Origin of the sequence: Burkholderia sp. WAC0059 (assembly GCF_002870125.1) — a bacterium.
In the GTDB taxonomy this organism is placed as follows: domain Bacteria; phylum Pseudomonadota; class Gammaproteobacteria; order Burkholderiales; family Burkholderiaceae; genus Paraburkholderia.
On sequence record NZ_PNEO01000015.1, the window covers coordinates 113,972 to 136,037 of the forward strand.

Genomic DNA, 22,066 nt, shown 5'->3' on the forward strand with positions numbered 1-22,066 from the left:
GGCCGCCCGAATCAGGGCTTGTCCGCCGGGCGCATCCAGTCGCGCCAGCCGTCGAGGCCGAGTTCGCGCAGCGTTTGCTGATTGCGTTCGTAGATGTCGGCGGCGTCGGGAAACGCCTCGACCGCGCGCTCGATGCTGGCTTCGCGCAGCAGATGCAGGATCGGGTACGGCGCGCGGTTCGTGTAGTTCTCGATGTCGTCGGGCGCGGTGCCCGCGAATTGATAGCGCGGGTGGAAGCTCGCGATCTGCAGCGTGCCTTCGAGGCCCAGTTGCCCGAGCAGCCGGTCGGCGAAATGCAGGCAGTCGTTGAAGTCGGGGAAGTCCGCGAGCGCGCGCGGCAGGATCAGCAGCGTCGTGTCGAGGTCGGCCGCGTCGGCCTGTTGGAGCCGGCGCAATTCCGCTTCGAGATCGGTCAGCACGCCGGGCAGGTCGGTCGCGTCGCTGACCGCATAGCGGATCTGGTTCTTCACGTACACGCCTTTCGCGAACGGACACAGGTTCAGGCCGATCACGGCGCGTTCGAGCCAGTGGCGGGTCGCGCGGACGATCTCGCCGTCGGCGGCGTCGACCGTGCCGTCGCGCGAACCGTCGTTTTCGTCTTCAGGCATCGTCGTGCTCGTCGTCATTGCGGCCGCTTGCCGGCTTCGTCGCCGGCAAGCGCGTTTTCGCAGGCATCGGCGATCAGCCGCGCGGCGACGGCCGGCGCCGCGAGAATCGGGCCGCTGCCGGGCCCGCAGGTCTGGCTCGCCGCGTAGACCCCTTCGATCAGCAGCAGCAACGCCTGCGCGAGCGCGGCCGGCGCCGCGGCGCCGGCCGCGTCGGCGAGCGCTTCGAGCCGCGCAGCGAGGCGCGCCTTGTTGTCGGCCACGAGGCGGCGCACCGGGTGCGCCGCGTCCGGAAACTCCGTCGCGACGTTCGCGAACGGGCAGCCGCGGTAGTCGGCGGCGGACGCCCGCTGCACGAGGTCCGCGAAATACTGGTTGAGCTGCCTGACCGGCTCGCCCGGATGCTTCGCGACGCTGGTCTCGAGGCGCTCGAAGAACCGTTGGTCGGCGCGCTTCAGATACGCGGCGACCAACGCGTCTTTCGACGAGAATTGCCGGTACAGGCTCATCTTGTTGACGCCGGCCAGCTCGACGACGGCATCGACGCCGACCGCGCGCACGCCTTCCCGGTAGAAAAGCTGATCCGCGGCGCGCAGCAGATGTTCCTGCGCGCGCGCGCCGGCGGCGGTGACGCGGCGCGCGCCGGGCGCCGGGGTGTCGTCGTGGGTGGTCATGGGGGCTGCGGGTTCGAAAAGGACGGAACGCTTGACATGTTACCGAGCGGTAACTACTATCGCAACTCCATTTGTTACCGGGTAGTCACAATAGACAACCCCCACCGCGACGCGCGTCGGCGCCGGTGTAGCGGAGAGTATCGATGAACTGGGCGGTGAGGACGATCGGCGGGCGGTTCCACTACGGCTGGCTCGTGGTGGCGGTGGTGTTCCTCGTGCTGCTGGCGGCGGCCGGCACGCGGGCGACGCCGAGCGTGATGATGCTGCCGCTCGAGCATCAATTCGGCTGGAGCCGCGCGACGATCTCGCTCGCCATCTCCGTCAACATCGCACTCTACGGCCTCATGGGTCCGTTCGCGGCGGCGGCGATGCAGCGCTTCGGCGTGCGGCCGACCGTGCTCGCGGCGCTCGGCCTCGTGGCCGTGGGCGTCGCATTCTCGGCGCTCATGCGCCACCCGTGGCAGATGATCCTGATCTGGGGCGTGCTGGTCGGCGGCGCCACGGGCGTCGCGGCGCTTTCGCTTTCGGCGACGGTGGTGACGCGCTGGTTCACGACGCACCGCGGTCTCGCGATGGGCATTCTCACGGCGAGTTCGGCCACGGGCCAACTCGTGTTCCTGCCGTTGCTCGCCGCGATCGTGCAGAAGTACGGCTGGCAGGCCGTGGTGCTCGTCGTGGCCGCCGCCGCCGCGCTGGTGCTGCCGCTCGTCGCGCTGCTGCTGCCCGAGCGGCCGCACGACGTCCGGCAGCGCCGGTACGGCGAGGCGCACGACGCGCCGCCGGCGTCGCCCGAGCCGCAGGGCAACCCGCTGGCGATCGCCTTCGGCGCGCTGTTTTCGTCGATCCGCCAGCGCGACTTCTGGCTGCTCTTCTTCAGCTTTTTCATCTGCGGCGCGAGCACCAACGGCTACATCGGCACGCACCTGATCGCGATGTGCAGCGACCACGGCCTGAGCGAAGTGCAGGGCGCCTCGCTGCTCGCGACGATGGGCGTTTTCGACCTGTTCGGCACCACGCTCTCGGGCTGGCTCTCGGACCGGTTCAACAGCCGCGTGCTGCTGTGCTGGTATTACGGGCTGCGCGGGCTCTCGCTGATCTACCTGCCGCATGCCTTCGGCATCGACTTCTTCGGCCTGCCGATCTTCGCGGTGTTCTACGGGCTCGACTGGATCGCGACCGTGCCGCCGACGGTGCGGCTCACCGCCGACGTCTTCGGCAAGGAGCGCGCGCCCATCGTGTTCGGCTGGATCGTGGCGGGCCACCAGTTGGGCGCCGCGTTCGCGGCGTTCGGCGCGGGGCTGCTGCGCGCGAGCCTCGGCACCTATACGGTGGCGTCGATGATCTCGGGCGGCCTGTGTCTCGTCGGGGCGCTGCTCGTGCTGCGGATCAATCGCGGTTCGCGCGTCGCGTCCGAACAGGCGGCCTGACGCGCGTCGCGCCGCGCGCGGCACGGCTTCGCGCCGCGATTCTGCGTGTTTCACATTGGCCGGTTATGCTATGCGCCCGGGCATTCCGCCCGCTATCTATCAGAAGAGAGACGCGCATCATGCACAAACCCGCTCCCACCGTCGTCCCCATTCATGAGCTGATCGCCGGTCGCTGGAGCCCGCGCGCGTACTCGAACGAGCCGGTCGGCCGCGACGCGATTCGCGCGGTGCTCGAGGCGGCGCGCTGGGCGCCGTCCGCCTACAACATGCAGCCGTGGCGCTTCATCGTGTTCGACCGCTCGAGCGACGAGACCGCGTTCAAGCGTGCGTTCGCGACGCTCGTGCCGTTCAATCAGCAATGGAACGCGCCGGCCTCGGTGCTGATCGCCGTGACGGCGCAGACGCTGACCGCGAAGGGCGAGCCGAACCGCACCGCGCAGTACGACACCGGCGCGGCCGCGATGGCGCTCGTGCTGCAGGCGCACGCGCTGGGGCTGGCCGCGCACGAGATGAGCGGCGTCGACGTGAACGCGTTTCGCGCCGAGTTCGCGATTCCGGCCGACGTGGACGTACTCGCGATCATCTCGATCGGCCATTACGGCGACATCGAGAAGCTCGAACCGGTGCTGCGCGAGCGCGAGAAGTCCGAGCGCAGCCGCGCGCCGGTCGCGGAGATTGCCTACGAGGGCGGATGGAAAAAGCCGTTCGCGGGAGCCTGACGTCGTGCCGGCCGCTCGGGCGCTCGCGCGTCCTGGGGGCCGGCGCGCATGAGCGCGCGTGCCCGGCTGCGCTGTCGCGTCCGGGCGCGGCCGTTGCCGCGGGCCGCGCTTTCGTGATAAAAAGCCGCTCCTTTTCCGCTCCTTGCCCGGGTCCGCGCACGCGGTGTGCGGCGAGCCCCCTGCCATGACCTCCTGCTGCGCGATCGACTTCGGAACCTCCAATTCGGCGGTGGCCCTGCCCGCGGACGCCGGCAACGGGCTGCGGCTCGCGCCGGTCGAGGGCGCCCACCTGACGCTGCCGACGGCCGTGTTCTTCAATACCGACGAGCACACCCGCGCGTTCGGGCGGGCTGCGCTCGAGGCCTACGTCGACGGCTACGACGGGCGCCTGATGCGCTCGATGAAAAGCATCCTCGGCTCGCCGCTCGCGCAAAGCACGACCGATCTCGGCGACGGCAGCGCGATGCGCTACACCGGGATCATCGCGATCTTCCTCGAGCACCTGAAGCGCAGCGCCGAGGCCTGCGCGGGCGGACCGATCGCGCGCGCGGTGCTGGGCCGCCCGGTGTTCTTCGTCGACGACGATCCGCGCGCCGACGAACTCGCGCAGCGCCAGCTGGAAGACGCGGCGCGCTCGGTCGGATTCGGCGAGATCCAGTTCCAGTACGAGCCTATTGCGGCGGCGTTCGACTACGAGTCGCGGCTGAGCGCGGAAGGGCTCGTGCTCGTGGCCGACATCGGCGGCGGCACGTCGGACTTTTCGCTGGTCCGGGTCGGGCCGCAGCGCATGGGGCGCCTCGAACGCAAGGACGACGTGCTCGCCCATCACGGCGTGCACGTGGCGGGCACCGACTTCGACCGCCGCGTCGAGCTGGCGACGATCCTGCGCGAGCTCGGCTACCAGTCGCTCGATCCGGAGGGGCGCGAGGTGCCGAACCGGGTCTATTTCGATCTCGCGACCTGGCATCTGATCAACACGATCTACACGCCGAAGCGCGTGGCCGAGTTGCGGCTCATGCGCCATCTCTACCCCGATACGCGCCATCACGACCGGCTCATGCGCGTGGTCGAGCAGCGTTTCGGGCACGCGCTCACCGCGCGCGCGGAGGAGGCGAAGATCGGCGTGGCGGCGGGCGGCGAGACGCTGATCGATCTCGAGACCGTCGAGACCGGGCTGAGCCTCGCGTTCGACGAGGCGCAACTCGTCGAGGCGGGCCTCGAGGAAACCCGCCGCATCGTGCAGGCCGCGCGCGACACGGTGCAGGCGGCCGGCGTGGCGGCCGGCGACGTCGGCGCCTTGTACTTCACGGGCGGCTCGACGGGCCTTGTTTTCCTGACGCAGGCCATTGCTGCCGCGTTCGGCCACGCGCAGCCCGTGTTCGGCGATCGCCTCGCGAGCGTGGCGACGGGCCTCGGCATTCACGCCCGGCGGATTTTCGGCTGACGCCCGGGCGCGAAAAAACGCGCTGCGGCGCCAGACGACCGCTTTGCCGCCAAAAAGCTGGCTTGCCCGATTCCGGGCGGCCCAACAAAAAACCCCATCTTCCGCGAGGAAGCATGGGGTTTTTCCGGTAAGACGGGTCTCGCGCCCGGCAGGGCGCGAAGAGCGGGACGCTTACACCGGCTTGATGTTCGCGGCCTGCTTGCCCTTCGGGCCAGTCTTCACTTCGAACTGAACCTTCTGGTTTTCCTGCAGCGTCTTGAAGCCTTCAACGCGAATTTCAGAGAAATGCGCGAACAGATCTTCTCCGCCGCCGTCCGGGGTGATGAAGCCAAAGCCCTTTGCGTCATTGAACCACTTGACGGTACCGGTTTCCATATTACTTTCCTAAAGATGAATTAAAGGGCCGAAGCCCAAAAGGTGTGCACGAAAATCAAGGAAGGGGGTAATAGGACCAGCCGGTGTACCGTTGATGGGCGACCACGAAGACCAATTCACACTCGCCACTTGAAATCCTGCCCGCACGTTATACGGCTATTCGACAGGAAGGTCAACCGGGAGTCTCCCGGGTTGGTGTTTTTATCGTACGGTCGAATCTCCTGCGCCGCGTTTGTCATGGTGCCGACTTTTTTGCGGATCGGGCGAATTTTTGGCGACATCCCTCTGGTGCAGCCGTTAAACTACGCGCCGCGCGAGAGTTGCACCCACGAGGAGCGACGCTTGCGCGTGCAGGTGCTACCGCTGCGCGAATCCCGCCCGGCCATCCATCAGACGGGAGGCGTGGTATCGCTGCTTTCGATACAGGAGATGACGTGAAAAGTTCTATTCAACGGAACATCGGGCCGTTCGCGCTGATGTTCACCGGGCTCGGCTCGATTATCGGGTCGGGCTGGCTGGTCGGCGCCTGGCGGGCGGCCAAGATTGCCGGTCCCGCCGCCGTCTGCGCATGGGTGATCGGCGCGGTCGTGATTCTGGCCATCGCGCTGACCTACGCAGAACTCGGGGCGATGTTCCCGGAATCGGGCGGGATGGTGCGCTACGCGCGCTACTCGCACGGCGCGCTCGTGGGCTTCATCAGCGCCTGGGCCAACTGGATTGCCATCGTCTCGGTCATTCCGATCGAGGCCGAGGCGTCGATCCAGTACATGAGCACCTGGCCGTACCCCTGGGCGCATGCGCTCTTCGTCAACGGATCGCTGACCACGACAGGGCTATTGCTGTCGGCGATACTCGTGATCATCTACTTCATGCTCAACTATTGGGGCGTGAAGCTGTTCGCGCATGCGAACGCCGGCATCACGGTCTTCAAGTTCGTGATTCCCGCCCTGACGATCGCGGGCCTCATGGGCACGAGCTTCCACCACGAGAACTTCGGCGACGCCGGCTCGTTCGCGCCTTACGGCTGGTCGGCGGTGTTCACCGCCGTCGCGACGAGCGGCATCGTGTTCGCGTTCAACGGCTTCCAGAGCCCGATCAACCTCGCCGGCGAGGCGCGCAACCCGTCGCGCAGCGTGCCGTTCGCGGTGATCGGCTCGATCGTGATCGCGCTCGTCATCTACGTGCTGCTGCAGATCGCCTACATTGGCGCCGTCAGCCCCGCCGACGTGCTGAAGGGCTGGAACCAGTTCAACTTCAAGTCGCCGTTCGCGGAACTCGCCATCGCGCTGAACCTGAACTGGCTCGCCATCCTGCTCTACGTCGACGCGTTCGTGAGCCCGAGCGGCACCGGCACGACCTACATGGCGACGACCACGCGCATGATCTACGCGATGGAGCGCAACAACACGATGCCGAAGATCTTCGGCAACGTGCACCCGTTCTACGGCGTGCCGCGTCAGGCGATGTGGTTCAACCTCATCGTCTCGTTCGTGTTCCTGTTCTTTTTCCGCGGCTGGAGTTCGCTCGCGGCGGTCATCTCGGTGGCGACGGTGATCTCCTACCTGACCGGCCCGATCAGCCTGATGGCGCTCAAGCGCGCGGCCACGGACCTCGATCGTCCGCTGCACGTGCCGGGCATGAAGATCATTGCGCCGTTCGCGTTCGTCTGCGCATCGCTGATCCTCTACTGGGCGAAGTGGCCGCTCACGGGCGAGATCATCCTGCTGATGGTCGTTGCGCTGCCCGTGTACTTCTACTTCCAGGGCAAGTCGGGCTGGACCGGCTGGGGCCGCGACCTGAAAGCCGCATGGTGGCTCATCGCCTACCTGCCCGGCATGGCGGTGCTCTCGCTGATCGGCAGCAAGCAGTTCGGCGGCAGCAACCTGATTCCGTACGGCTGGGACATGCTGGTCGTGGCCGTGTTCGCGCTCGTGTTCTATTACTGGGGCGTGCATTCGGGGTATCGCTCGGAATACCTCGAGGAACGCGAAACGCACGACGAGATTCTCGAGGGTTTCGGCGCCTGATTTCGCGGCATCGGGCCTTCGGGTCCATGCCGGTTTTTCCGGCAGAAACGAAAAAACCGCCTGAATGGTTTCGTTCAGGCGGTTTTTTTACGCCTGCGTCCGGCGAGGCCGGCGGGCGGGCTCAAGTTCAGGTCGGCGCGCCGAACACGTAGTTCGTCATTGCGAGCGCGCGCTGGTAGGTGCCGAGCGACTGTATGGTCAGCCCGTAGTCGTCGTCGGCCGCGCCGAGGGCCGCGAACACCGGCAGCAGATGCTCGTCGGTCGGATGCATCCATTGCGCATGCGGCGCGCGGCGGCGGTAGTCGAGCAGCGCGTCCAGGTCGCGCTCGCGCAGGCGGTCCTCGAACCAGCCGGTGAATTCGGCGACGTGAGGGTCGGCGTCCTCGGGTCGCGCGGAGAAGTCGGCGGCGCGCAGATTGTGCGTGATCTGTCCGGACCCGATCACCATGACGCCCTCGTCGCGCAGCGCCCGCAACGCGCGGCCCAGCCGGAAGTGATGGGCCGCGTCGCCACGCGGCTGGATCGAGAGCTGCGCGACCGGTACGTCGGCGTCCGGGAACATGAGCAGCATCGGCACCCACGCGCCGTGGTCGAGGCCGTGCGGTTCGGCATCGACGGCGAACCCCCCGGCGCCGAGCAGGGCGGCGGCGCGTTGCGCCACGTCGGGCGCGCCCGGCGCCGGATAGCGGATCTCGTACAGCGCGCGCGGAAATCCGTAGAAGTCGTGAATCGTCTCGGGCTCGCTGGCGGTACTGACCGCCGGCTGCAACGTGCCCCAGTGCGCGGACAGCATCAGCACGGCCTCCGGGCGTGGCAGCCGGGCGGACAACGCCGCGAAGCCGGCGGACGGCAGCGACGGATCGATCGGCAGCGTGGGCGCGCCGTGAGACAGAAAAAGGGCGGGCAGGCGGGTGGAAGTCTGGGGCATGGCGGTCGGGCCGCGGCGTCGGCGGCCGGTTCGATTCGGTTCGACTGAACTATAGAGGCCGATTCGGACGAATTAAACGGGCACTTCCGGATTTGATTGCTTCGCCGTGGTTGGTAATGCCGAATATTCCGCGCGGCGGAGCCGCTCATCGCTCCACCGGTCGCGGCCGGCGAACTTCAGGCGTCGCCTTCGCCGCGCAGCCCCGGCCAGGCGGGCGCGCGCGCCGGCCCGAGCGCGAACAGGTCCAGCGCGCGCGCGATCGTGTGATCGACCATTTCGTCGATCGAGCCCGGCTGGTTGTAGAACGCGGGCAAGGGCGGGAAGATCACGCCGCCCATTTCGGTCACGGCCGTCATGTTGCGCAGATGGGCGAGGTTCAGCGGCGTTTCGCGCACGAGCAGCACGAGGCGGCGGCGTTCCTTGAGCGTCACGTCGGCGGCGCGCGCGATCAGGTTGTCGGACAGGCCGTGCGCGATGCTGGCGAGCGTTTTCATCGAGCAGGGCGCGACGATCATGCCGTCGGTCGCGAACGAGCCCGAGGCGATGCTCGCGCCGACGTCGCGCACCGAGTGGACGACGTCGGCGCGCGGATGGAGATCGTCTTTCGCGAGGCCCAGCTCGTGCCGGATGTTGAGCCAGCCGGCGGGCGAGATCAGCAGATGGGTCTCGATGCCGCCCTGGCGGCGCAGCAGGTCGAGCGCGCGCACGCCGTAGATCGCGCCCGTGGCGCCGGTGATCGCGACGATCAGCCGGCGCGGCTGGGCAGGGTTGGGCGGGCTCACGGGCGGCGTCCCGGCGCGGGAGCGGGCAAGGCGGCGGAAGGCAAGGCGGGAGAAGCGGCGCGGCCGGAGGCCGGACGCGTCAAGCCGCGGCGAAGAGCGGCTGGAGTTCGCCGTTCTGGTACATCTCCATCATGATGTCCGAGCCGCCAACGAACTCGCCCTTCACGTAAAGCTGCGGGATGGTGGGCCAGTTCGAGAACGCCTTGATGCCCTGGCGGATCTCATCGTCCTCGAGCACGTTGACGGTTTTGAACTGGTCGACGCCGCAGGCCTTCAGGATCTGCACCGCGCGGCCCGAGAAGCCGCACATCGGAAATTGCGCGTTGCCCTTCATGAAGAGCACGACGGCGTTTTCGTCGACGATCTGCTTGATGCGCTGTTGAGTGTCCATGGCTGACCTTGCGTATGCGGGTATTGATACGAAACAGGATGAAATGATAGCGGATTTCGTCCGACGGGGCCGGGCGTCCCGAAGTCGCCCGGAGGCCGTTTCAGGACGGCCCGGCGGCGGGCGTCATCCCGCCCAGGTTCCGCCGCTGATCCGCTCGATGCCCGCCAGATCGCGCTTCGAGCCCACGCCGGCAAAGCCGTGCGCTTCGAGCAGCGCGCGCACGGCGGCGGCCTGGTCGTGGCCGTGCTCCATCCAGAGCGCACCGCCGGGCACGAGCCGGCCCGGCGCGCCGGCGACGATCGCGCGCAGCGCGGCGAGGCCGTCGGCCTCGTCGGTGAGCGCGCCGCGCGGCTCGAAGCGCAGGTCGCCGGCCAGCAGGTGAGGGTCGTTGCGGGCGATATAGGGGGGATTGCTGACGATCGCCTCGAAGCGCAGTTCGGGATCGAGCGCGTCGTACCAGTCGCCGTGCGCGAAGGCCGGCGCGCCGCCGGGGCGGTCGCCGGTCAGCAGCCGGGCCGCGTTGCGCGCCGCGACGGCGAGCGCGGCGGCGGCGCGGTCCACGGCCCAGAGGCGGGCGTCGGGGCGCGCCGAAGCGATCGCCACGGCGATCGCGCCGCTGCCGGTGCCGAGATCGAGCAGCCGGGGCCGGGCGAGATCGCGTACCGCGTCGAGCGCGGTTTCGACCAGCAATTCGGTTTCGGGCCGCGGGATCAGGACGTCCGGCGTGACTTCGAAGTCGAGTCCGTAGAATTCGCGCGCGCCGACTAGTTGCGCGACGGGCTCGCCGCGCACGCGCCGCGCCTCGATCGCGCGAAACCGCTCGACGCTTTGCGTATCGAGCGCCTCGTCGCCGCGTGTGATCAGCTCGGTGCGCCGCCAGCCGAGCGCATGGGCGAGCAGCACGCGCGCTTCGAGCGGCGGCAACGGCGAGGCACGCAGCAGCGCCGCCGCGTTGGGTGCCGGCTCCTCGTCCCGGTCGTCGGCCGGCATCGCCGTCACTCCGCGTCGCCGAGCAGGGCGAGCTGTTCGGCCTGATGCTCGCTGACGAGCGCGGCGATCAGCTCGCCGAGGTCGCCGTCCATGATCGCGTCGAGGCGGTACAGCGTCAGGTTGATCCGGTGATCGGTCAGGCGCCCCTGCGGGAAGTTGTAGGTGCGGATGCGTTCCGAGCGGTCGCCCGAGCCGACGAGGCTCTTGCGCGTCGCCGCTTCCTGCGCGTGCTGCGCCTGATACTGCCGGTCCTTGATGCGGGCGGCGAGCACCTTCAGCGCGCGGTCCTTGTTCTTGTGCTGCGAGCGGTCGTCCTGGCACTCGACCACGATGCCGGTCGGAAGGTGCGTGACGCGCACGGCCGAATCGGTCTTGTTGATGTGCTGGCCGCCGGCGCCCGAGGCGCGGAACGTGTCGATCCGCAGATCGGCGGGATTGATCTCGACCTCGCCGATCTCGTCGGCCTCGGGCATCACCGCGACGGTGCAGGCGGACGTGTGGATGCGGCCCTGGGTTTCGGTGGCCGGCACGCGCTGCACGCGATGGCCGCCCGACTCGAACTTGAGCTTCGAATAGGCCGCGTCGCCGGCGATCCGCACGATCACTTCGCGGTAGCCGCCGAGGTCCGATTCGCTCGCCGACATCATCTCCGCCTGCCAGCCGTTGCGCTCCGCATAGCGCAGGTACATGCGCAGCAGGTCGCCCGCGAACAGCGCCGATTCGTCGCCGCCCGTGCCCGCGCGGATTTCGAGGAAGATGTTGCGGTCGTCGTTCGGGTCCTTCGGCAGCAGCATTTTCTGCAGATCGGCCTGCAGTTGCGCCATCCGTTCGCGCGCGCTCTTCACCTCCTCTTCGGCGAACGCGCGCATCGAGGCGTCGGCGAGCAGTTCTCCGGCCGCCGCCTCGTCGCTTTTCGCGCCGCGCCAGCGCGCGTAGTGCTCGACGACGGGTTCGAGCTCCGCGTGCTCGCGCGTGAGCTTGCGGTACTGGTCGATGTTCCCGGTGACGTCCGGGCGGCTCAACAGATCGGTCAGTTCGGCCAGTCGCGTGGTGAGCTGGTCGAGCTTGGCTTGCATGCTCGTTTTCATCGGGGCGGTTCCGGGCTGCGCCGGAAAAAATGTCGGGGAAGGCGAGGCGGGAAGCCTCGGGGAGGCGCGCCTTGCGGAATCGGATCGCGCGGGCGTGCCGATGCGCGGCGAGCGCCGCTAATGGCCGGACGAACCGGACGAGCCCGATGGGCCCGACGAACCGGGATGCCGGTAGAAGCCGCTCATCAGTTCGATGAGCGAGTCGCGGTTTTCGCTGCCGGCCTGGTTCAGCGCGTGCGTCGGACCGTGGATCAGTTTGTTGGTCAGCGATTGCGAGAGCGCCTCGAGCACGGCCGCGGGATCGTCGCCGCGCGCGAGCATCTTGCGCGCGCGTTCCAGCTCGGCGCGGCGCAGCGCGTCGGCCTGGGTGTGCATGTGGCGGATGACGGGCACGATGCTGCGCGAGTCGAGCCACTGCATGAAGTTCTGTACGCGCGCTTCGATGATCGTCTCGGCCTGCGCGACGGCCGCCTGGCGCGACGCGTTGCCTTCGCGCACGATCGCGCCGAGGTCGTCGACGGTGTAGAGGAATACGTCCTCGAGCTGGCCGACTTCGGGCTCGATGTCGCGCGGCACGGCGAGATCGACCATGAAAATCGGACGGTGGCGGCGCGCCTTGACGGCGCGCTCGACTGCGCCGAGGCCGATGATGGGCAGCGTCGAGGCGGTGCACGAGACGATGATGTCGAACTCGTGCATCCGCGCGGGCAGCTCGGAGAGCGGGATCGACTGGCCGCCAAAGCGCTGCGCGACGTAGCGCCCGCGCTCGGCGGTGCGGTTGGCCACGACGAGCTCGCGCGGCTGCTGGGCCGCGAAGTGCGCGGCGCAGAGTTCGATCATCTCGCCCGCGCCGATGAACAGCACGCGCTGGGTCGAAATCTTCTCGAAGATGCGCTGCGCGAGCCGCACGGCCGCTGCGGCCATCGACACCGACTGCGCGCCGATTTCGGTCGTGCCGCGCACTTCCTTCGCCACCGCGAAGGTGCGCTGAAACAACTGGTTCAGGTAGGTGCCGAGCGCGCCGGCCTCGGACGCGGTGCGCACCGCGTCCTTCATCTGGCCGAGAATCTGCGTTTCGCCGAGCACCATCGAGTCGAGCCCCGAGGCGACGCGGAACGCGTGGCGCACTGCTTCGGACTGCGGCAGCATGTAGACGTGCGGCGCCAACTCCGCCTCGTCGATCCGGTGATACTGGGCGAGCCACTGCACGGCGGCGTCGCGCGAGGCATGGTCGTCCGTCGCGCAGTAGAGCTCCATGCGGTTGCAGGTGGAGAGAATCGCGGCTTCCGGCGCGTTGAGCGCGCGCCGGCCGGACCAGGCTTCCTGGAGGGTGACGAGGGCAGGCTTGATCTGTTCGAGCGGAAACGCCACGCGTTCGCGCAGGGCGACGGGCGCGGTGTGGTGATTGATTCCGATCGTTAAGAGCTGCATACGGTGGGGCCTGAATTATGGGCCGTATTATAACTTTTCCGCGAATTCGGCATGGTCGGCTGCCACATCGGCGGATTCGGGCTTTGGCCAGGCGTTCCCGCGCACCGGCTCCGTCGCAGGGGCCCGTAATGGCCCTGTGGGGCGCCGTGGCGGCCTGTGGGCGGTTTTGGGACGGTCTCTCGTGCCCGGCCATCGGCGGACCGACCGGATGCCGGACGCCGACAACCTGCGTCGTAATGCCGCCATATAATGTTTCCCCATTTTGATGGCGGGTAATGCGGGCTTCGTTCACCTTGTCCGCTTGTCTTGCTCGCCTCACCCCCCTACACTCAACCGGCCCCGGTAACGGGCACAGGACCGATCTTTCGGCAAGCAGTGAAATACCGCTACATTAATGAGATAGAGATGCCAGCTTGCGCGGCGAGCGATGCCGTCCGGATACCGTCGCGCCCGATCCGGACGGTGCGCTGATGGGCTGGATCGGGATTATCGTGCTCGGCGTGGCGGTGGGTTGGGCCGGCTGGTGGCTGTATCCGCCGCGCGTGCGCGGGCGGGGCGCGCTGGCGCTCGCCGTGGCGGCGGGCCTCGCGGGCGCGGCGCTCGCCAGGTTCGCGGGCGGCGCGACCGGCGCCTTTGCCGACGGCGACGTGCTCGAGTGGCCCGCCTGCACCGCCGCCGCGCTGCTTGCCGTGACCTTGATGTTGGGGCTTCGGTCCCGTCCATGAATTCCTTCCAGGTGAAACCATGAATGCCCGACTTCCCGATCCCCCGCCGGCTTCCGAGCGGATCGCGTTCCTGCGCGCGGCGATGGCGCGCGAGGGCGTCGACGCCTGCCTCGTGCCGTCCGCCGACCCGCATCTGTCCGAGTATCTGCCGGCCCGCTGGCAGGGGCGGCAGTGGCTGTCCGGCTTCACGGGATCGGTCGGCACACTGGTTGTGACGGCGGCGTTCGCGGGCGTCTGGGCGGATAGCCGCTACTGGGTGCAGGCCGAGCATCAGCTCGCGGGCACCGGCGTGCAGTTGATGAAGGTCGCCGTCGGCCAGCCGCCGGCGCAGGCACCGGTCGACTGGCTCGCGCGGAACGTGCCGGCGGGCAGCGTCGTCGCCGTGGACGGCACCGTGCTCGGCGTCGCGACGGCGCGCACGCTGGCCGACGCGCTGACGGCCGGCGGCGTGACGCTGCGCACCGATCTCGATCTGCTCGAAAGCATCTGGACGGGACGGCCGGCGCTGCCGCTCGAGCCCGTCTACGAGCACGCCGCGCCGTATCCGGGCGCGAGTCGCGCGGACAAGCTCGACCGGCTGCGCCGCGCACTCCGGGAAAAGGGCGCGCAGTGGCATTTCATCTCGACGCTCGACGACCTCGCCTGGCTCTTCAATCTGCGCGGCGCCGACGTCAACTACAACCCGGTGTTCGTCGCGCATGCCCTGATCGGCTTCGACGAGGCGATGCTGTTCGTCGCCGACGGCAAGGTGCCCTCGGCGCTCGCGGCAGCGCTCGCGCGCGACGGCGTGCGCATCGCGCCTTACGCGCAGGCCCCGGCCGCGCTGGCCGCGCTGCCGGCCGGCGCGGCCTTGCTGCTGGACCCGCGGCGCACGACGTTCGGACTGCTGCAGGCTGTGCCGGCCGCGGTGAAGGTGGTCGAGGCGATCAACCCGACCACGCTCTTCAAGTCGCGCAAGACGTCCGACGAGGCGCAGCACGTGCGCGCGACGATGGAGCAGGACGGCGCCGCGCTGGCCGAATTCTTCGCCTGGTTCGAAAGCGCGCTCGGCCGCGAGACCGTCACGGAACTGACTGTGGACGAACGGCTCACCGCCGCGCGGGCGCGGCGTCCGGGCTTCGTGTCGCCGAGCTTCGGCACCATCGCGGGCTTCAATGCGAACGGCGCGATGCCTCACTATCGCGCGACGCGCGAATCGCATGCCCGGATCGAAGGCGACGGCCTGTTGCTCATCGATTCGGGCGGCCAGTATCTCGACGGCACGACCGACATCACGCGCGTCGTGCCGGTGGGCGTGCCGACCGACGACGAGCGGCGCGACTTCACGGTGGTGCTCAAGGGGATGATGGCGCTCTCGCGCGCGCAGTTTCCGCGCGGCGTGCGCTCGCCGATGCTCGACGCGATCGCGCGTGCGCCGATCTGGGAGGCGGGCGCCGACTACGGCCACGGCACCGGGCACGGCGTCGGCTACTTCCTGAACGTCCACGAAGGGCCGCAAGTCATCTCGCACTACGCGAGCGCCGAGCCCTGGACGGCGATGGAGGAGGGGATGATCACGTCGGTCGAGCCGGGCGTCTACCGGCCGGGCCAGTGGGGCGTGCGCATCGAGAACCTCGTGCTGAACGTGGCGGCCGGGCAGACCGCGTTAGGCGACTTCCTGAAGTTCGAGACGCTCACGCTGTGCCCGATCGACACGCGTTGCATCGAGACCGCGCTCCTGCGCGAGGACGAGCGCGCGTGGCTGAACGCCTATCACGAGACCGTGCGCCGGCGCGTCTCGCCGCACGTCTCGGGCGACGCGAAAACCTGGCTCGAGGCGCGCACGCAACCGATCTGACAAAAAGCGGCCCGCATTCGCGGGCCGCCCCTTCGCCATCGGCTTTTACCGGCTGATCGGCTTGTAGCGCAGCCGCTTCGGCCGCGCCGCTTCCTCGCCCAGGCGCTTCACCTTGTCGGCCTCGTATTCCTGGTAGTTGCCGTCGAAGAACGTCACCTGCGAATCGCCCTCGAACGCGAGGATGTGCGTCGCGATCCGGTCGAGGAACCAGCGGTCGTGCGAGATCACCATGACCGAGCCGGCGAATTCGAGCAGCGCGTCTTCGAGCGCCCGCAGCGTTTCGACGTCGAGATCGTTCGACGGTTCGTCGAGCAGCAGCACGTTGCCGCCCGAGATTAGCGTCTTCGCGAGATGCAGCCGCCCGCGCTCGCCGCCCGAGAGGTTGCCGACGATCTTCTGCTGGTCGCCTCCCTTGAAGTTGAAGCGGCCGATGTAGGCGCGCGAGGGCGTTTCGTATTTGCCGACGGCGAGCACGTCCGCGCCGCCCGAGATTTCCTCGAACACGGTCTTGCCCGCATCGAGCGCGTCGCGGCTCTGGTCGACGTAGGCGAGCTTCACCGTCGGTCCCATCACGATTTCGCCGGAGTCGGGTTGCTCCTGGCCCGTCAGCATGCGGAACAGCGTCGATTTGCCGGCGCCGTTCGGCCCGATGATGCCGACGATCGCGCCGGCCGGAATCCGGAAGCTCAGGTCGTCGATGAGCAGCCGGTCGCCGTAGGACTTGCTGACGTTCTTGAACTCGATGACCTCGTTGCCGAGACGCTCGCCGGCCGGAATGAAGATTTCCTGCGTCTCGTTGCGCTTCTGGTATTCCTGGCTCGACAGTTCCTCGAAGCGCGCGATCCGCGCCTTCGACTTCGCCTGGCGCCCCTTCGGGTTCTGGCGCACCCACTCCAGTTCCTTCTTGATCGCCTTCTGGCGTGCCGATTCCGACGCTTCTTCCTGCTTCAGCCGCTCGTCCTTCTGGTCGAGCCAGCTACTGTAGTTGCCTTTCCACGGAATGCCGTGGCCGCGGTCGAGCTCGAGAATCCACTCGGCGGCGTTGTCGAGAAAGTAGCGGTCGTGGGTGACGGCGACCACCGTGCCCGGAAAGTGCGTGAGGAACTGTTCGAGCCAGTCGACCGATTCGGCGTCGAGGTGGTTGGTCGGCTCGTCGAGCAGCAGCATGTCGGGCTTTTCGAGCAGCAGCTTGCACAGCGCGACGCGGCGCTTCTCGCCGCCCGACAGATGCTCGATCTTCGCGTCCCAGGGCGGCAGGCGCAGCGCGTCGGCGGCGATTTCGAGCTGCTGCTCGGGGCTGCCGCCGTCGGACGTCGCGAGGATCGCCTCGTATTTCGCCTGCTCGGCGGCGAGCGCGTCGAAGTCGGCATCGGGTTCGGCGTAGGCCGCGTAAATCTCGTCGAGCTTCTTCTGCGCGCTGAACACGTCGCCGAGCCCGTCCTCGACGGCTTCGCGTACCGTTTTCTGCGGGTCGAGCTGCGGTTCCTGGGGCAGATAGCCGATGTTCAGGTTCGGCATCGGCGTCGCTTCGCCTTCGATGTCCTTGTCGACGCCGGCCATGATCTTGATGAGCGTGGACTTGCCCGACCCGTTCAGGCCGAGCACGCCGATTTTCGCGCCGGGGAAGAACGACAGCGAAATGTCTTTCAGTATCTGGCGCTTGGGCGGCACGATCTTGCCGACCCGGTTCATGGTGAAGACGTATTGGGCCATGTGGGTGTCGAGTGAAAACGGGAACGAAACGCGGAGAAAGCCGGACGGCCTGCGTGGGCGCAAGAGCCCGGCCGCCGGACTGGAATTGCTATTGTAAGGGGCGCGACGCGCAGGCGTGTGTCGAGGGGACACGCTGTCGTTTTTATCGGGGTGGCTCGTGCCGGTCGATGCAGTGGGTTTTCGGTGTGGAATCGAAGGCCATCGGCCTGATCGTCGTTATTCCCTGCCCCTGATTTGAATCATGAGCGATTCGTAGAGGGCCCATATTTGCTGAATGCGGGCCGGCCTCAGTGTTTGCGATCATGTCAGTCGCCAGAACAGGTCGACACAATCATGGCGATCGCGTCGCGTACCGACGCTTGTCATGCAAGGATCATTGAGGGGTTGCAGACCGTCATCTGCTTGAATCTGCCTCTGCGCGTGGAAATTGCCACGCTTTACATGAAAACGTATTGCACCGCATGCCGGCGCGAAGGGTTCGTTGCCCCGAAGGAGCCGCGCCCCACAACCCGGACTATCTGAAGGCTACCGGGGGAAAGTCATACCGATGAGATTTTGCTTCGTCCTGGTCATATTGGCGATTCTCGCGGACGGCACTCGCGCGGCTGAAACCTACGAAAGCTACGACGCCTTTTATGTCGCCAGGCCAGGTGTCGTGTTCCGGGGCGATCCGATCAAGTCGAACTCCGGTGTCGCTTAATCTTTCCGGGGCGAACCATCCCTTCATACGGAACTGCAAGCCGTTCTGGGCGGCCGACCGGTGCATATCGCCCTTGCTGGGAATCGCGTGACGGTCAACGGCAGGGTCTATCGCTATGCGAGGGCGGGGACCTTTCCGGTGGAGCATGCATCGGATCTCTACCCGCCAACGGCCGACGTGTTCCTCGTTCCGCGGACGAATGCCCGTCCCGCGGTTCTCTGCATGCAAGGAGACAGCATGGATCCGGTGACGCCGGTCGGCACACGCAAATCTACTTGCTGGTCGATCCACTGGCACCGAAAGGCCGGGCGCCGTTTCTGCATTTACCCGGCCTGCTTTCGTCGTGCCGGGCCGTAGTTGAGACGAAAGACGGGCGGTTCGCCTTTCCGCGGAACCGCTATTTGCCCGACGATGCGCAGGCGTCTCGAATCGGCCTGCTGGTGTCGTATTACTCGTTCGAGGATAGGCACTTCGTCCCGACCCCTGACCCTGACGAGATCCGCCTCCGGTTCGCTGAGCCGGAGATCCCCTTCCGGTTCTCGATTCAGGACAGGAGCGGAGACTAGACGTTAAACAGAAAATTCATCACGTCCCCGTCGTGCACGACGTATTCCTTGCCTTCCGCCCGCATCTTGCCCGCTTCCTTCGCGCCCTGCTCGCCCTTGTAGGCGACGAAATCGTCGAACGCGATGGTTTGCGCGCGGATGAAACCGCGCTCGAAGTCGGTATGGATGACGCCGGCCGCCTGCGGGGCGGTGTTGCCGACGTGGATCGTCCAGGCGCGAACTTCCTTCACGCCGGCCGTGAAGTAGGTCTGCAGGCCGAGCAGCTTGAACGCCGCGCGGATCACGCGGTCGAGGCCCGGCTCGTCCATGCCCATGTCGGCGAGGAAGACCGTCTTGTCCTCGTCGGCGAGGTCGGCGATTTCGGCCTCGATGGCCGCGCACACGGCGACGACGGGCGACTTCTCGGCCTCGGCGTACCGGCGGATCGCGTCGAGGTGCGGGTTGTTCTCGAAGCCGTCCTCCTTCACGTTGGCGACGTACATGGTCGGCTTCGCGGTGATGAGGCAGAACGGCTTGAGGAGCGCCTTTTCGTCGTCGGTGAGGTCGAGCGCGCGCACGGGCTTCGCCTGATCGAGTTGCGCGCGGACCTTCTCGAGCACGGCGACGAGCTTCGCCGCTTCCTTGTCGTTGCCCGACTTCGCGGCCTTCGTATAGCGCGTGAACGCCTTCTCGACCGTGCCGAGGTCGGCCAGCGCGAGCTCGGTGTTGATGACTTCGATGTCGGAGAGCGGATCGACCTTGCCCGCCACGTGAATCACGTTTTCGTCCTCGAAGCAGCGCACGACGTGCGTGATCGCGTCCGTTTCGCGGATGTTCGCGAGGAACTGGTTGCCGAGCCCCTCGCCCTTGCTCGCGCCCGCGACGAGCCCGGCGATGTCCACGAATTCGACCACGGCCGGCAGGACGCGCTCGGGCTTGACGATTTCGGCGAGCGCCGCGAGGCGCGGGTCCGGCACCTCGACCACGCCGACGTTCGGCTCGATCGTGCAGAACGGATAGTTCTCGGCCGCGATGCCCGCCTTGGTCAGCGCGTTGAACAGGGTGGACTTGCCGACGTTGGGCAAGCCGACGATGCCGCATTGGAGGCTCATGGATTTCTCTGCATGTAAATCGGGTGGCGACGTGCGCCGCACGGGGGCGCGGCGTCCGGCCCGGCATCCGGGCGCAACCGGATTTCGCCGGCGGACGCGGCACGTCGGGGATGACGAGAGTCATCGGAAACCGTAATTGTAACCTTGACGGGCAGGCTGCCGACGCCCGGCGGGTCGGTTCCGCGCCGGGCATGGCCGGTGTCCGTCCCGCCGGCCGGTTGCCGCGGCTCAACCGGTTGCCTGCCCGGGCTTTGGCCGCGGGGCCCCACGGCTATAATGCGCGGATGACAGTTTCGAACCAGACCTATGATGTCGCCGTGATCGGCGGCGGGCTCGTCGGCAAGACGGCGGCGCTCGCGCTTGCGCAAGGCGGCCTGCGCGTGGCGCTGCTCGCGCAGCCCTGCGCGCCGCTGCCCCAGGGCGCGGTATTCGACGCGCGGGTCTATGCGCTGTCCGGCAGCTCGCAGGCGCTGCTGGAGCGGCTGCGGGTCTGGCAGGCCATCGACCCGGCGCGGCTCGCGCCCGTCTACGACATGCGCGTGTTCGGCGACGCCGCCGCGGAACTGCATTTCTCCGCTTATCAGGCTTCCGTGTCGCAGCTCGCGTGGATCGCGGAATCGTCGGTCGTCGAGCGTTCGCTCGACGCGGCCCTGAACTTCCAGCCCAATCTCGCATGGATCGGCGAGCGCGCGCAGACGCTCGAAGTCGGCGCAGCGGACGCGACGGTCGGTCTCGCCGACGGGCGGACGCTGCGCGCCGATCTCGTCGTCGGCGCGGATGGCGCCCATTCGTGGGTGCGCGCGCAGATCGGCTCGCGGGTCGAGCGGCGCGACTACCGGCAGACGGGCGTGGTCGCGAACTTCCGCACGCAGCATCCGCACGGCGAAACCGCGCATCAGTGGTTCCGCGACGGCGAAATCATCGCGCTGCTGCCGCTGCCGGGCAATCACGTGTCGCTCGTCTGGTCCGCGCAGACCGCGCATGCCGACGCGCTGCTGCGGCTCGATCCCGAGCAACTGGCCGCCGAAGTGGAGCGCGTGACGCAGGGCCAGGCCGGCACGCTCGAATGCGTGACGCCGGCGCGCGGGTTTCCGCTCGCGTTGCAGACCGTCGACCGGCTGATCGCCCCGCGCGTGGCGCTGATCGGCGACGCGGCGCACCTGATCCATCCGCTCGCCGGGCAGGGCGTGAATCTCGGCCTGCGCGACGCGGCGACGCTCGTCGACGTGATCGCGAAGCGCGAAGCGTTCCGCGACCTCGGCGACACGGTGCTGCTGCGCCGTTACGAGCGCGGCCGCCGCGAGGACATTCAGCGGCTCGTCATCGCGACCGATGGGCTCCAGCGGCTATTTTCGCTGCCGGGCACCGTGGCGCGCGCGGTGCGCAACACGGGTATGGCGTTCGTCGGCGCCCAGCCGTTCGTCAAGCGCTGGCTCGTGGCGTCCGCGCTCGGCTAGAGGCTGGTTCACGCCCGTAACGGGCTTGCGCTCTCTAGCCCCGGCGCGGTTGCCGCGCGCCGGCCGCAGCGGCAGAATGACGCCGTAGCCCGGAAACGGCCACTAGCCGGGGCGGGGCGGTACGCGCGGCCGTCATCCGTGACATCCGGCGCATCAACCTGTATCAACCCGCATTAACCCGCATTAACCGTATGGCATCGGCCGCGCGAATGCGCGTTCGCCGTGCCGGCCCCGCGGCGAAAGCGGGGCGCCAATCGATCAACCGCCCGCGCTGCTGTGGCACGCGGGCCGAATCGGGAAAACAGATGCAAAAGCGAATCCGTATTGCGGCGTGCGTCCTCGCGACGACGACGATGCTGCTCGGCTGCACGGCGAAAGCCGACCAGACCACCGACCGGCTCAAGGCCACGCTGCAAACGCGGCTTGGCGCGGACGTGCAGATCAGGGGAATCGAGAAATCTCCGATCGCGGGGCTCTACGAAATCGACCTCGGCTCGCAGATCATCTATAGCGACGCGAACGGCAACTACCTGCTGGTCGGCGATCTCGTCGACGCGAAGACGCACCAGAGCCTGACCGACGCCCGTCTGTCCGAGCTGAACCGCATCGACTTCTCGAGCCTGCCGCTCGCCGACGCGGTCAAGGTCGTGCACGGCAACGGCAGCCGCAAGATCGCCGTGTTCTCGGACCCGAACTGCCCGTATTGCCGGCGCCTCGAGAATACGCTTCAGTCGGTCAACAACGTGACCGTCTACACGTTCCTCTATCCGATCCTGACGCCCGATTCGACCGTCAAGGCGAAGTCGATCTGGTGCTCGACCGACCGCGCGACGGCGTGGGAGTCGTGGATGGTCGACCGTCATCCGCCGACCGCCGCGGGCACCTGCAACACGTCGGTGCTCGACAGCAACATCGCTCTCGGCGCGAAGATGAACGTGACGGGCACGCCGACCATATTCCTCGCCGACGGCCGACGCCTCGACGGCGCGGTGTCGGCCGACGTGCTCGGCGAGGCGCTGGACAGCCTGCATTGAACGCCGCGCGGCCCGGCCGGTCCTGACCGGCCCCGTCGGTACGCGGCCGGCCGGGTTTCGCG

At 67.9% G+C, this 22,066-nt stretch carries 21 protein-coding genes; 10 read left to right on the forward strand and 11 right to left on the reverse strand.

Annotated elements, in window-relative coordinates; genetic code table 11:
- Window positions 1-11: 11 nt before the first annotated feature.
- Window positions 12-608 (reverse strand): DUF1415 domain-containing protein, encoded by a 597-nt coding sequence (locus CY652_RS16415; RefSeq protein ID WP_102131806.1) that lies wholly within the window; start codon window positions 606-608, stop codon window positions 12-14.
- Window positions 609-622: 14 nt separating this feature from the next.
- Window positions 623-1,279 carry a TetR/AcrR family transcriptional regulator gene (locus CY652_RS16420; RefSeq protein ID WP_102131766.1) on the reverse strand — a complete coding sequence of 219 codons (657 nt, stop codon included), beginning with the start codon at window positions 1,277-1,279 and terminating at the stop codon, window positions 623-625.
- A 143-nt stretch (window positions 1,280-1,422) separates the two neighbouring features.
- Between CY652_RS16420 and CY652_RS16425 the strand changes: the two genes are divergently transcribed.
- The 3 genes from CY652_RS16425 to CY652_RS16440 all read left to right on the forward strand — a co-directional run bounded on the left by CY652_RS16425 (window position 1,423) and on the right by CY652_RS16440 (window position 4,869).
- Window positions 1,423-2,706, forward strand: coding sequence for an MFS transporter (locus CY652_RS16425; RefSeq protein ID WP_102131767.1), 1,284 nt, complete (start codon window positions 1,423-1,425; stop codon window positions 2,704-2,706).
- A 116-nt stretch (window positions 2,707-2,822) separates the two neighbouring features.
- Window positions 2,823-3,425: a nitroreductase family protein gene (locus tag CY652_RS16430; RefSeq protein ID WP_180970645.1), complete on the forward strand. Its 603-nt coding sequence runs from the start codon at window positions 2,823-2,825 to the stop codon at window positions 3,423-3,425.
- 184 nt (window positions 3,426-3,609) lie between these two features.
- Complete coding sequence (locus CY652_RS16440; protein WP_102131769.1) at window positions 3,610-4,869, forward strand: Hsp70 family protein; 1,260 nt, start codon at window positions 3,610-3,612, stop codon at window positions 4,867-4,869.
- 171 nt (window positions 4,870-5,040) lie between these two features.
- On the opposite strand, the gene CY652_RS16445 is transcribed toward CY652_RS16440, so the two are convergent.
- On the reverse strand, window positions 5,041-5,244 hold the full coding sequence (locus CY652_RS16445; protein ID WP_102131770.1) for a cold-shock protein: 204 nt from the start codon (window positions 5,242-5,244) through the stop codon (window positions 5,041-5,043).
- A 237-nt stretch (window positions 5,245-5,481) separates the two neighbouring features.
- Between CY652_RS16445 and CY652_RS16450 the strand changes: the two genes are divergently transcribed.
- Window positions 5,482-5,682: a hypothetical protein gene (locus tag CY652_RS16450; RefSeq protein WP_102131771.1), complete on the forward strand. Its 201-nt coding sequence runs from the start codon at window positions 5,482-5,484 to the stop codon at window positions 5,680-5,682.
- Entirely contained in the window at window positions 5,679-7,271 is a 1,593-nt protein-coding gene (locus CY652_RS16455; RefSeq protein WP_102131772.1) for an APC family permease, read from the forward strand. Before CY652_RS16450 ends, CY652_RS16455 begins: the two co-directional genes overlap by 4 nt.
- Window positions 7,272-7,398: 127 nt before the next feature.
- Here CY652_RS16455 and CY652_RS16460 read toward each other — a convergent pair whose 3' ends face one another.
- The 6 genes from CY652_RS16460 to hemA all read right to left on the reverse strand — a co-directional run bounded on the left by CY652_RS16460 (window position 7,399) and on the right by hemA (window position 12,881).
- Entirely contained in the window at window positions 7,399-8,199 is an 801-nt protein-coding gene (locus CY652_RS16460) for a DODA-type extradiol aromatic ring-opening family dioxygenase (protein ID WP_102131773.1), read from the reverse strand.
- 176 nt (window positions 8,200-8,375) lie between these two features.
- Window positions 8,376-8,981 (reverse strand): UbiX family flavin prenyltransferase, encoded by a 606-nt coding sequence (locus CY652_RS16465; RefSeq protein ID WP_102131774.1) that lies wholly within the window; start codon window positions 8,979-8,981, stop codon window positions 8,376-8,378.
- Window positions 8,982-9,060: 79 nt separating this feature from the next.
- Window positions 9,061-9,372 carry a Grx4 family monothiol glutaredoxin gene (gene grxD / locus CY652_RS16470; protein ID WP_102131775.1) on the reverse strand — a complete coding sequence of 104 codons (312 nt, stop codon included), beginning with the start codon at window positions 9,370-9,372 and terminating at the stop codon, window positions 9,061-9,063.
- 123 nt (window positions 9,373-9,495) lie between these two features.
- The gene (gene prmC, locus CY652_RS16475) at window positions 9,496-10,362 is read right to left on the reverse strand and encodes a peptide chain release factor N(5)-glutamine methyltransferase (protein WP_102131807.1); all 867 of its coding nucleotides are present in this window, start codon (window positions 10,360-10,362) and stop codon (window positions 9,496-9,498) included.
- Window positions 10,363-10,367: 5 nt separating this feature from the next.
- Window positions 10,368-11,450: a peptide chain release factor 1 gene (gene prfA / locus CY652_RS16480; RefSeq protein ID WP_102131776.1), complete on the reverse strand. Its 1,083-nt coding sequence runs from the start codon at window positions 11,448-11,450 to the stop codon at window positions 10,368-10,370.
- A 117-nt stretch (window positions 11,451-11,567) separates the two neighbouring features.
- A complete protein-coding gene (hemA, locus tag CY652_RS16485) occupies window positions 11,568-12,881 on the reverse strand; it encodes a glutamyl-tRNA reductase (RefSeq protein WP_102131777.1) in 1,314 nt (437 codons plus the stop codon).
- 413 nt (window positions 12,882-13,294) lie between these two features.
- On the opposite strand from hemA, the gene CY652_RS16490 reads away from it, so the two are divergent.
- The gene (locus tag CY652_RS16490) at window positions 13,295-13,606 is read left to right on the forward strand and encodes a hypothetical protein (RefSeq protein ID WP_374703667.1); all 312 of its coding nucleotides are present in this window, start codon (window positions 13,295-13,297) and stop codon (window positions 13,604-13,606) included.
- Between the two features lie 19 nt (window positions 13,607-13,625).
- On the forward strand, window positions 13,626-15,443 hold the full coding sequence (locus CY652_RS16495; protein ID WP_102131778.1) for an aminopeptidase P family protein: 1,818 nt from the start codon (window positions 13,626-13,628) through the stop codon (window positions 15,441-15,443).
- Window positions 15,444-15,488: 45 nt separating this feature from the next.
- On the opposite strand, the gene ettA is transcribed toward CY652_RS16495, so the two are convergent.
- A complete protein-coding gene (gene ettA / locus CY652_RS16500) occupies window positions 15,489-17,156 on the reverse strand; it encodes an energy-dependent translational throttle protein EttA (RefSeq protein WP_102131779.1) in 1,668 nt (555 codons plus the stop codon).
- Window positions 17,157-18,131: 975 nt separating this feature from the next.
- Between ettA and CY652_RS24895 the strand changes: the two genes are divergently transcribed.
- On the forward strand, window positions 18,132-18,422 hold the full coding sequence (locus tag CY652_RS24895) for a hypothetical protein (RefSeq protein ID WP_258002338.1): 291 nt from the start codon (window positions 18,132-18,134) through the stop codon (window positions 18,420-18,422).
- On the opposite strand, the gene ychF is transcribed toward CY652_RS24895, so the two are convergent.
- Window positions 18,419-19,513 (reverse strand): redox-regulated ATPase YchF, encoded by a 1,095-nt coding sequence (gene ychF, locus CY652_RS16515; protein WP_102131781.1) that lies wholly within the window; start codon window positions 19,511-19,513, stop codon window positions 18,419-18,421. The two genes, CY652_RS24895 and ychF, sit on opposite strands and share 4 nt — an antisense overlap.
- 284 nt (window positions 19,514-19,797) lie before the next feature.
- On the opposite strand from ychF, the gene CY652_RS16520 reads away from it, so the two are divergent.
- Together CY652_RS16520 and CY652_RS16525 are read left to right on the forward strand one after the other, a co-directional pair.
- Entirely contained in the window at window positions 19,798-20,970 is a 1,173-nt protein-coding gene (locus CY652_RS16520; protein ID WP_102131782.1) for a UbiH/UbiF family hydroxylase, read from the forward strand.
- A 305-nt stretch (window positions 20,971-21,275) separates the two neighbouring features.
- Window positions 21,276-22,004 carry a DsbC family protein gene (locus CY652_RS16525; RefSeq protein WP_102131783.1) on the forward strand — a complete coding sequence of 243 codons (729 nt, stop codon included), beginning with the start codon at window positions 21,276-21,278 and terminating at the stop codon, window positions 22,002-22,004.
- Window positions 22,005-22,066 lie beyond the last annotated feature (62 nt).

What these genes read in the sequence shown, in the direction of transcription:
- CY652_RS16445 (WP_102131770.1), bottom strand. Translation starts at nt 5,244, where the DNA reads ATGGAAACCGGTACCGTCAAGTGGTTCAATGACGCAAAGGGCTTTGGC.
- prmC (WP_102131807.1), bottom strand. Translation starts at nt 10,362, where the DNA reads ATGCCGGCCGACGACCGGGACGAGGAGCCGGCACCCAACGCGGCGGCG.
- ettA (WP_102131779.1), bottom strand. Translation starts at nt 17,156, where the DNA reads ATGGCCCAATACGTCTTCACCATGAACCGGGTCGGCAAGATCGTGCCG.
- CY652_RS16425 (WP_102131767.1), top strand. Translation starts at nt 1,423, where the DNA reads ATGAACTGGGCGGTGAGGACGATCGGCGGGCGGTTCCACTACGGCTGG.
- CY652_RS16495 (WP_102131778.1), top strand. Translation starts at nt 13,626, where the DNA reads ATGAATGCCCGACTTCCCGATCCCCCGCCGGCTTCCGAGCGGATCGCG.
- hemA (WP_102131777.1), bottom strand. Translation starts at nt 12,881, where the DNA reads ATGCAGCTCTTAACGATCGGAATCAATCACCACACCGCGCCCGTCGCC.
- CY652_RS16415 (WP_102131806.1), bottom strand. Translation starts at nt 608, where the DNA reads ATGCCTGAAGACGAAAACGACGGTTCGCGCGACGGCACGGTCGACGCC.
- CY652_RS16525 (WP_102131783.1), top strand. Translation starts at nt 21,276, where the DNA reads ATGCAAAAGCGAATCCGTATTGCGGCGTGCGTCCTCGCGACGACGACG.
- prfA (WP_102131776.1), bottom strand. Translation starts at nt 11,450, where the DNA reads ATGAAAACGAGCATGCAAGCCAAGCTCGACCAGCTCACCACGCGACTG.
- CY652_RS16420 (WP_102131766.1), bottom strand. Translation starts at nt 1,279, where the DNA reads ATGACCACCCACGACGACACCCCGGCGCCCGGCGCGCGCCGCGTCACC.
- CY652_RS16460 (WP_102131773.1), bottom strand. Translation starts at nt 8,199, where the DNA reads ATGCCCCAGACTTCCACCCGCCTGCCCGCCCTTTTTCTGTCTCACGGC.
- CY652_RS16450 (WP_102131771.1), top strand. Translation starts at nt 5,482, where the DNA reads ATGGTGCCGACTTTTTTGCGGATCGGGCGAATTTTTGGCGACATCCCT.
- CY652_RS16520 (WP_102131782.1), top strand. Translation starts at nt 19,798, where the DNA reads ATGACAGTTTCGAACCAGACCTATGATGTCGCCGTGATCGGCGGCGGG.
- CY652_RS16440 (WP_102131769.1), top strand. Translation starts at nt 3,610, where the DNA reads ATGACCTCCTGCTGCGCGATCGACTTCGGAACCTCCAATTCGGCGGTG.
- ychF (WP_102131781.1), bottom strand. Translation starts at nt 19,513, where the DNA reads ATGAGCCTCCAATGCGGCATCGTCGGCTTGCCCAACGTCGGCAAGTCC.
- grxD (WP_102131775.1), bottom strand. Translation starts at nt 9,372, where the DNA reads ATGGACACTCAACAGCGCATCAAGCAGATCGTCGACGAAAACGCCGTC.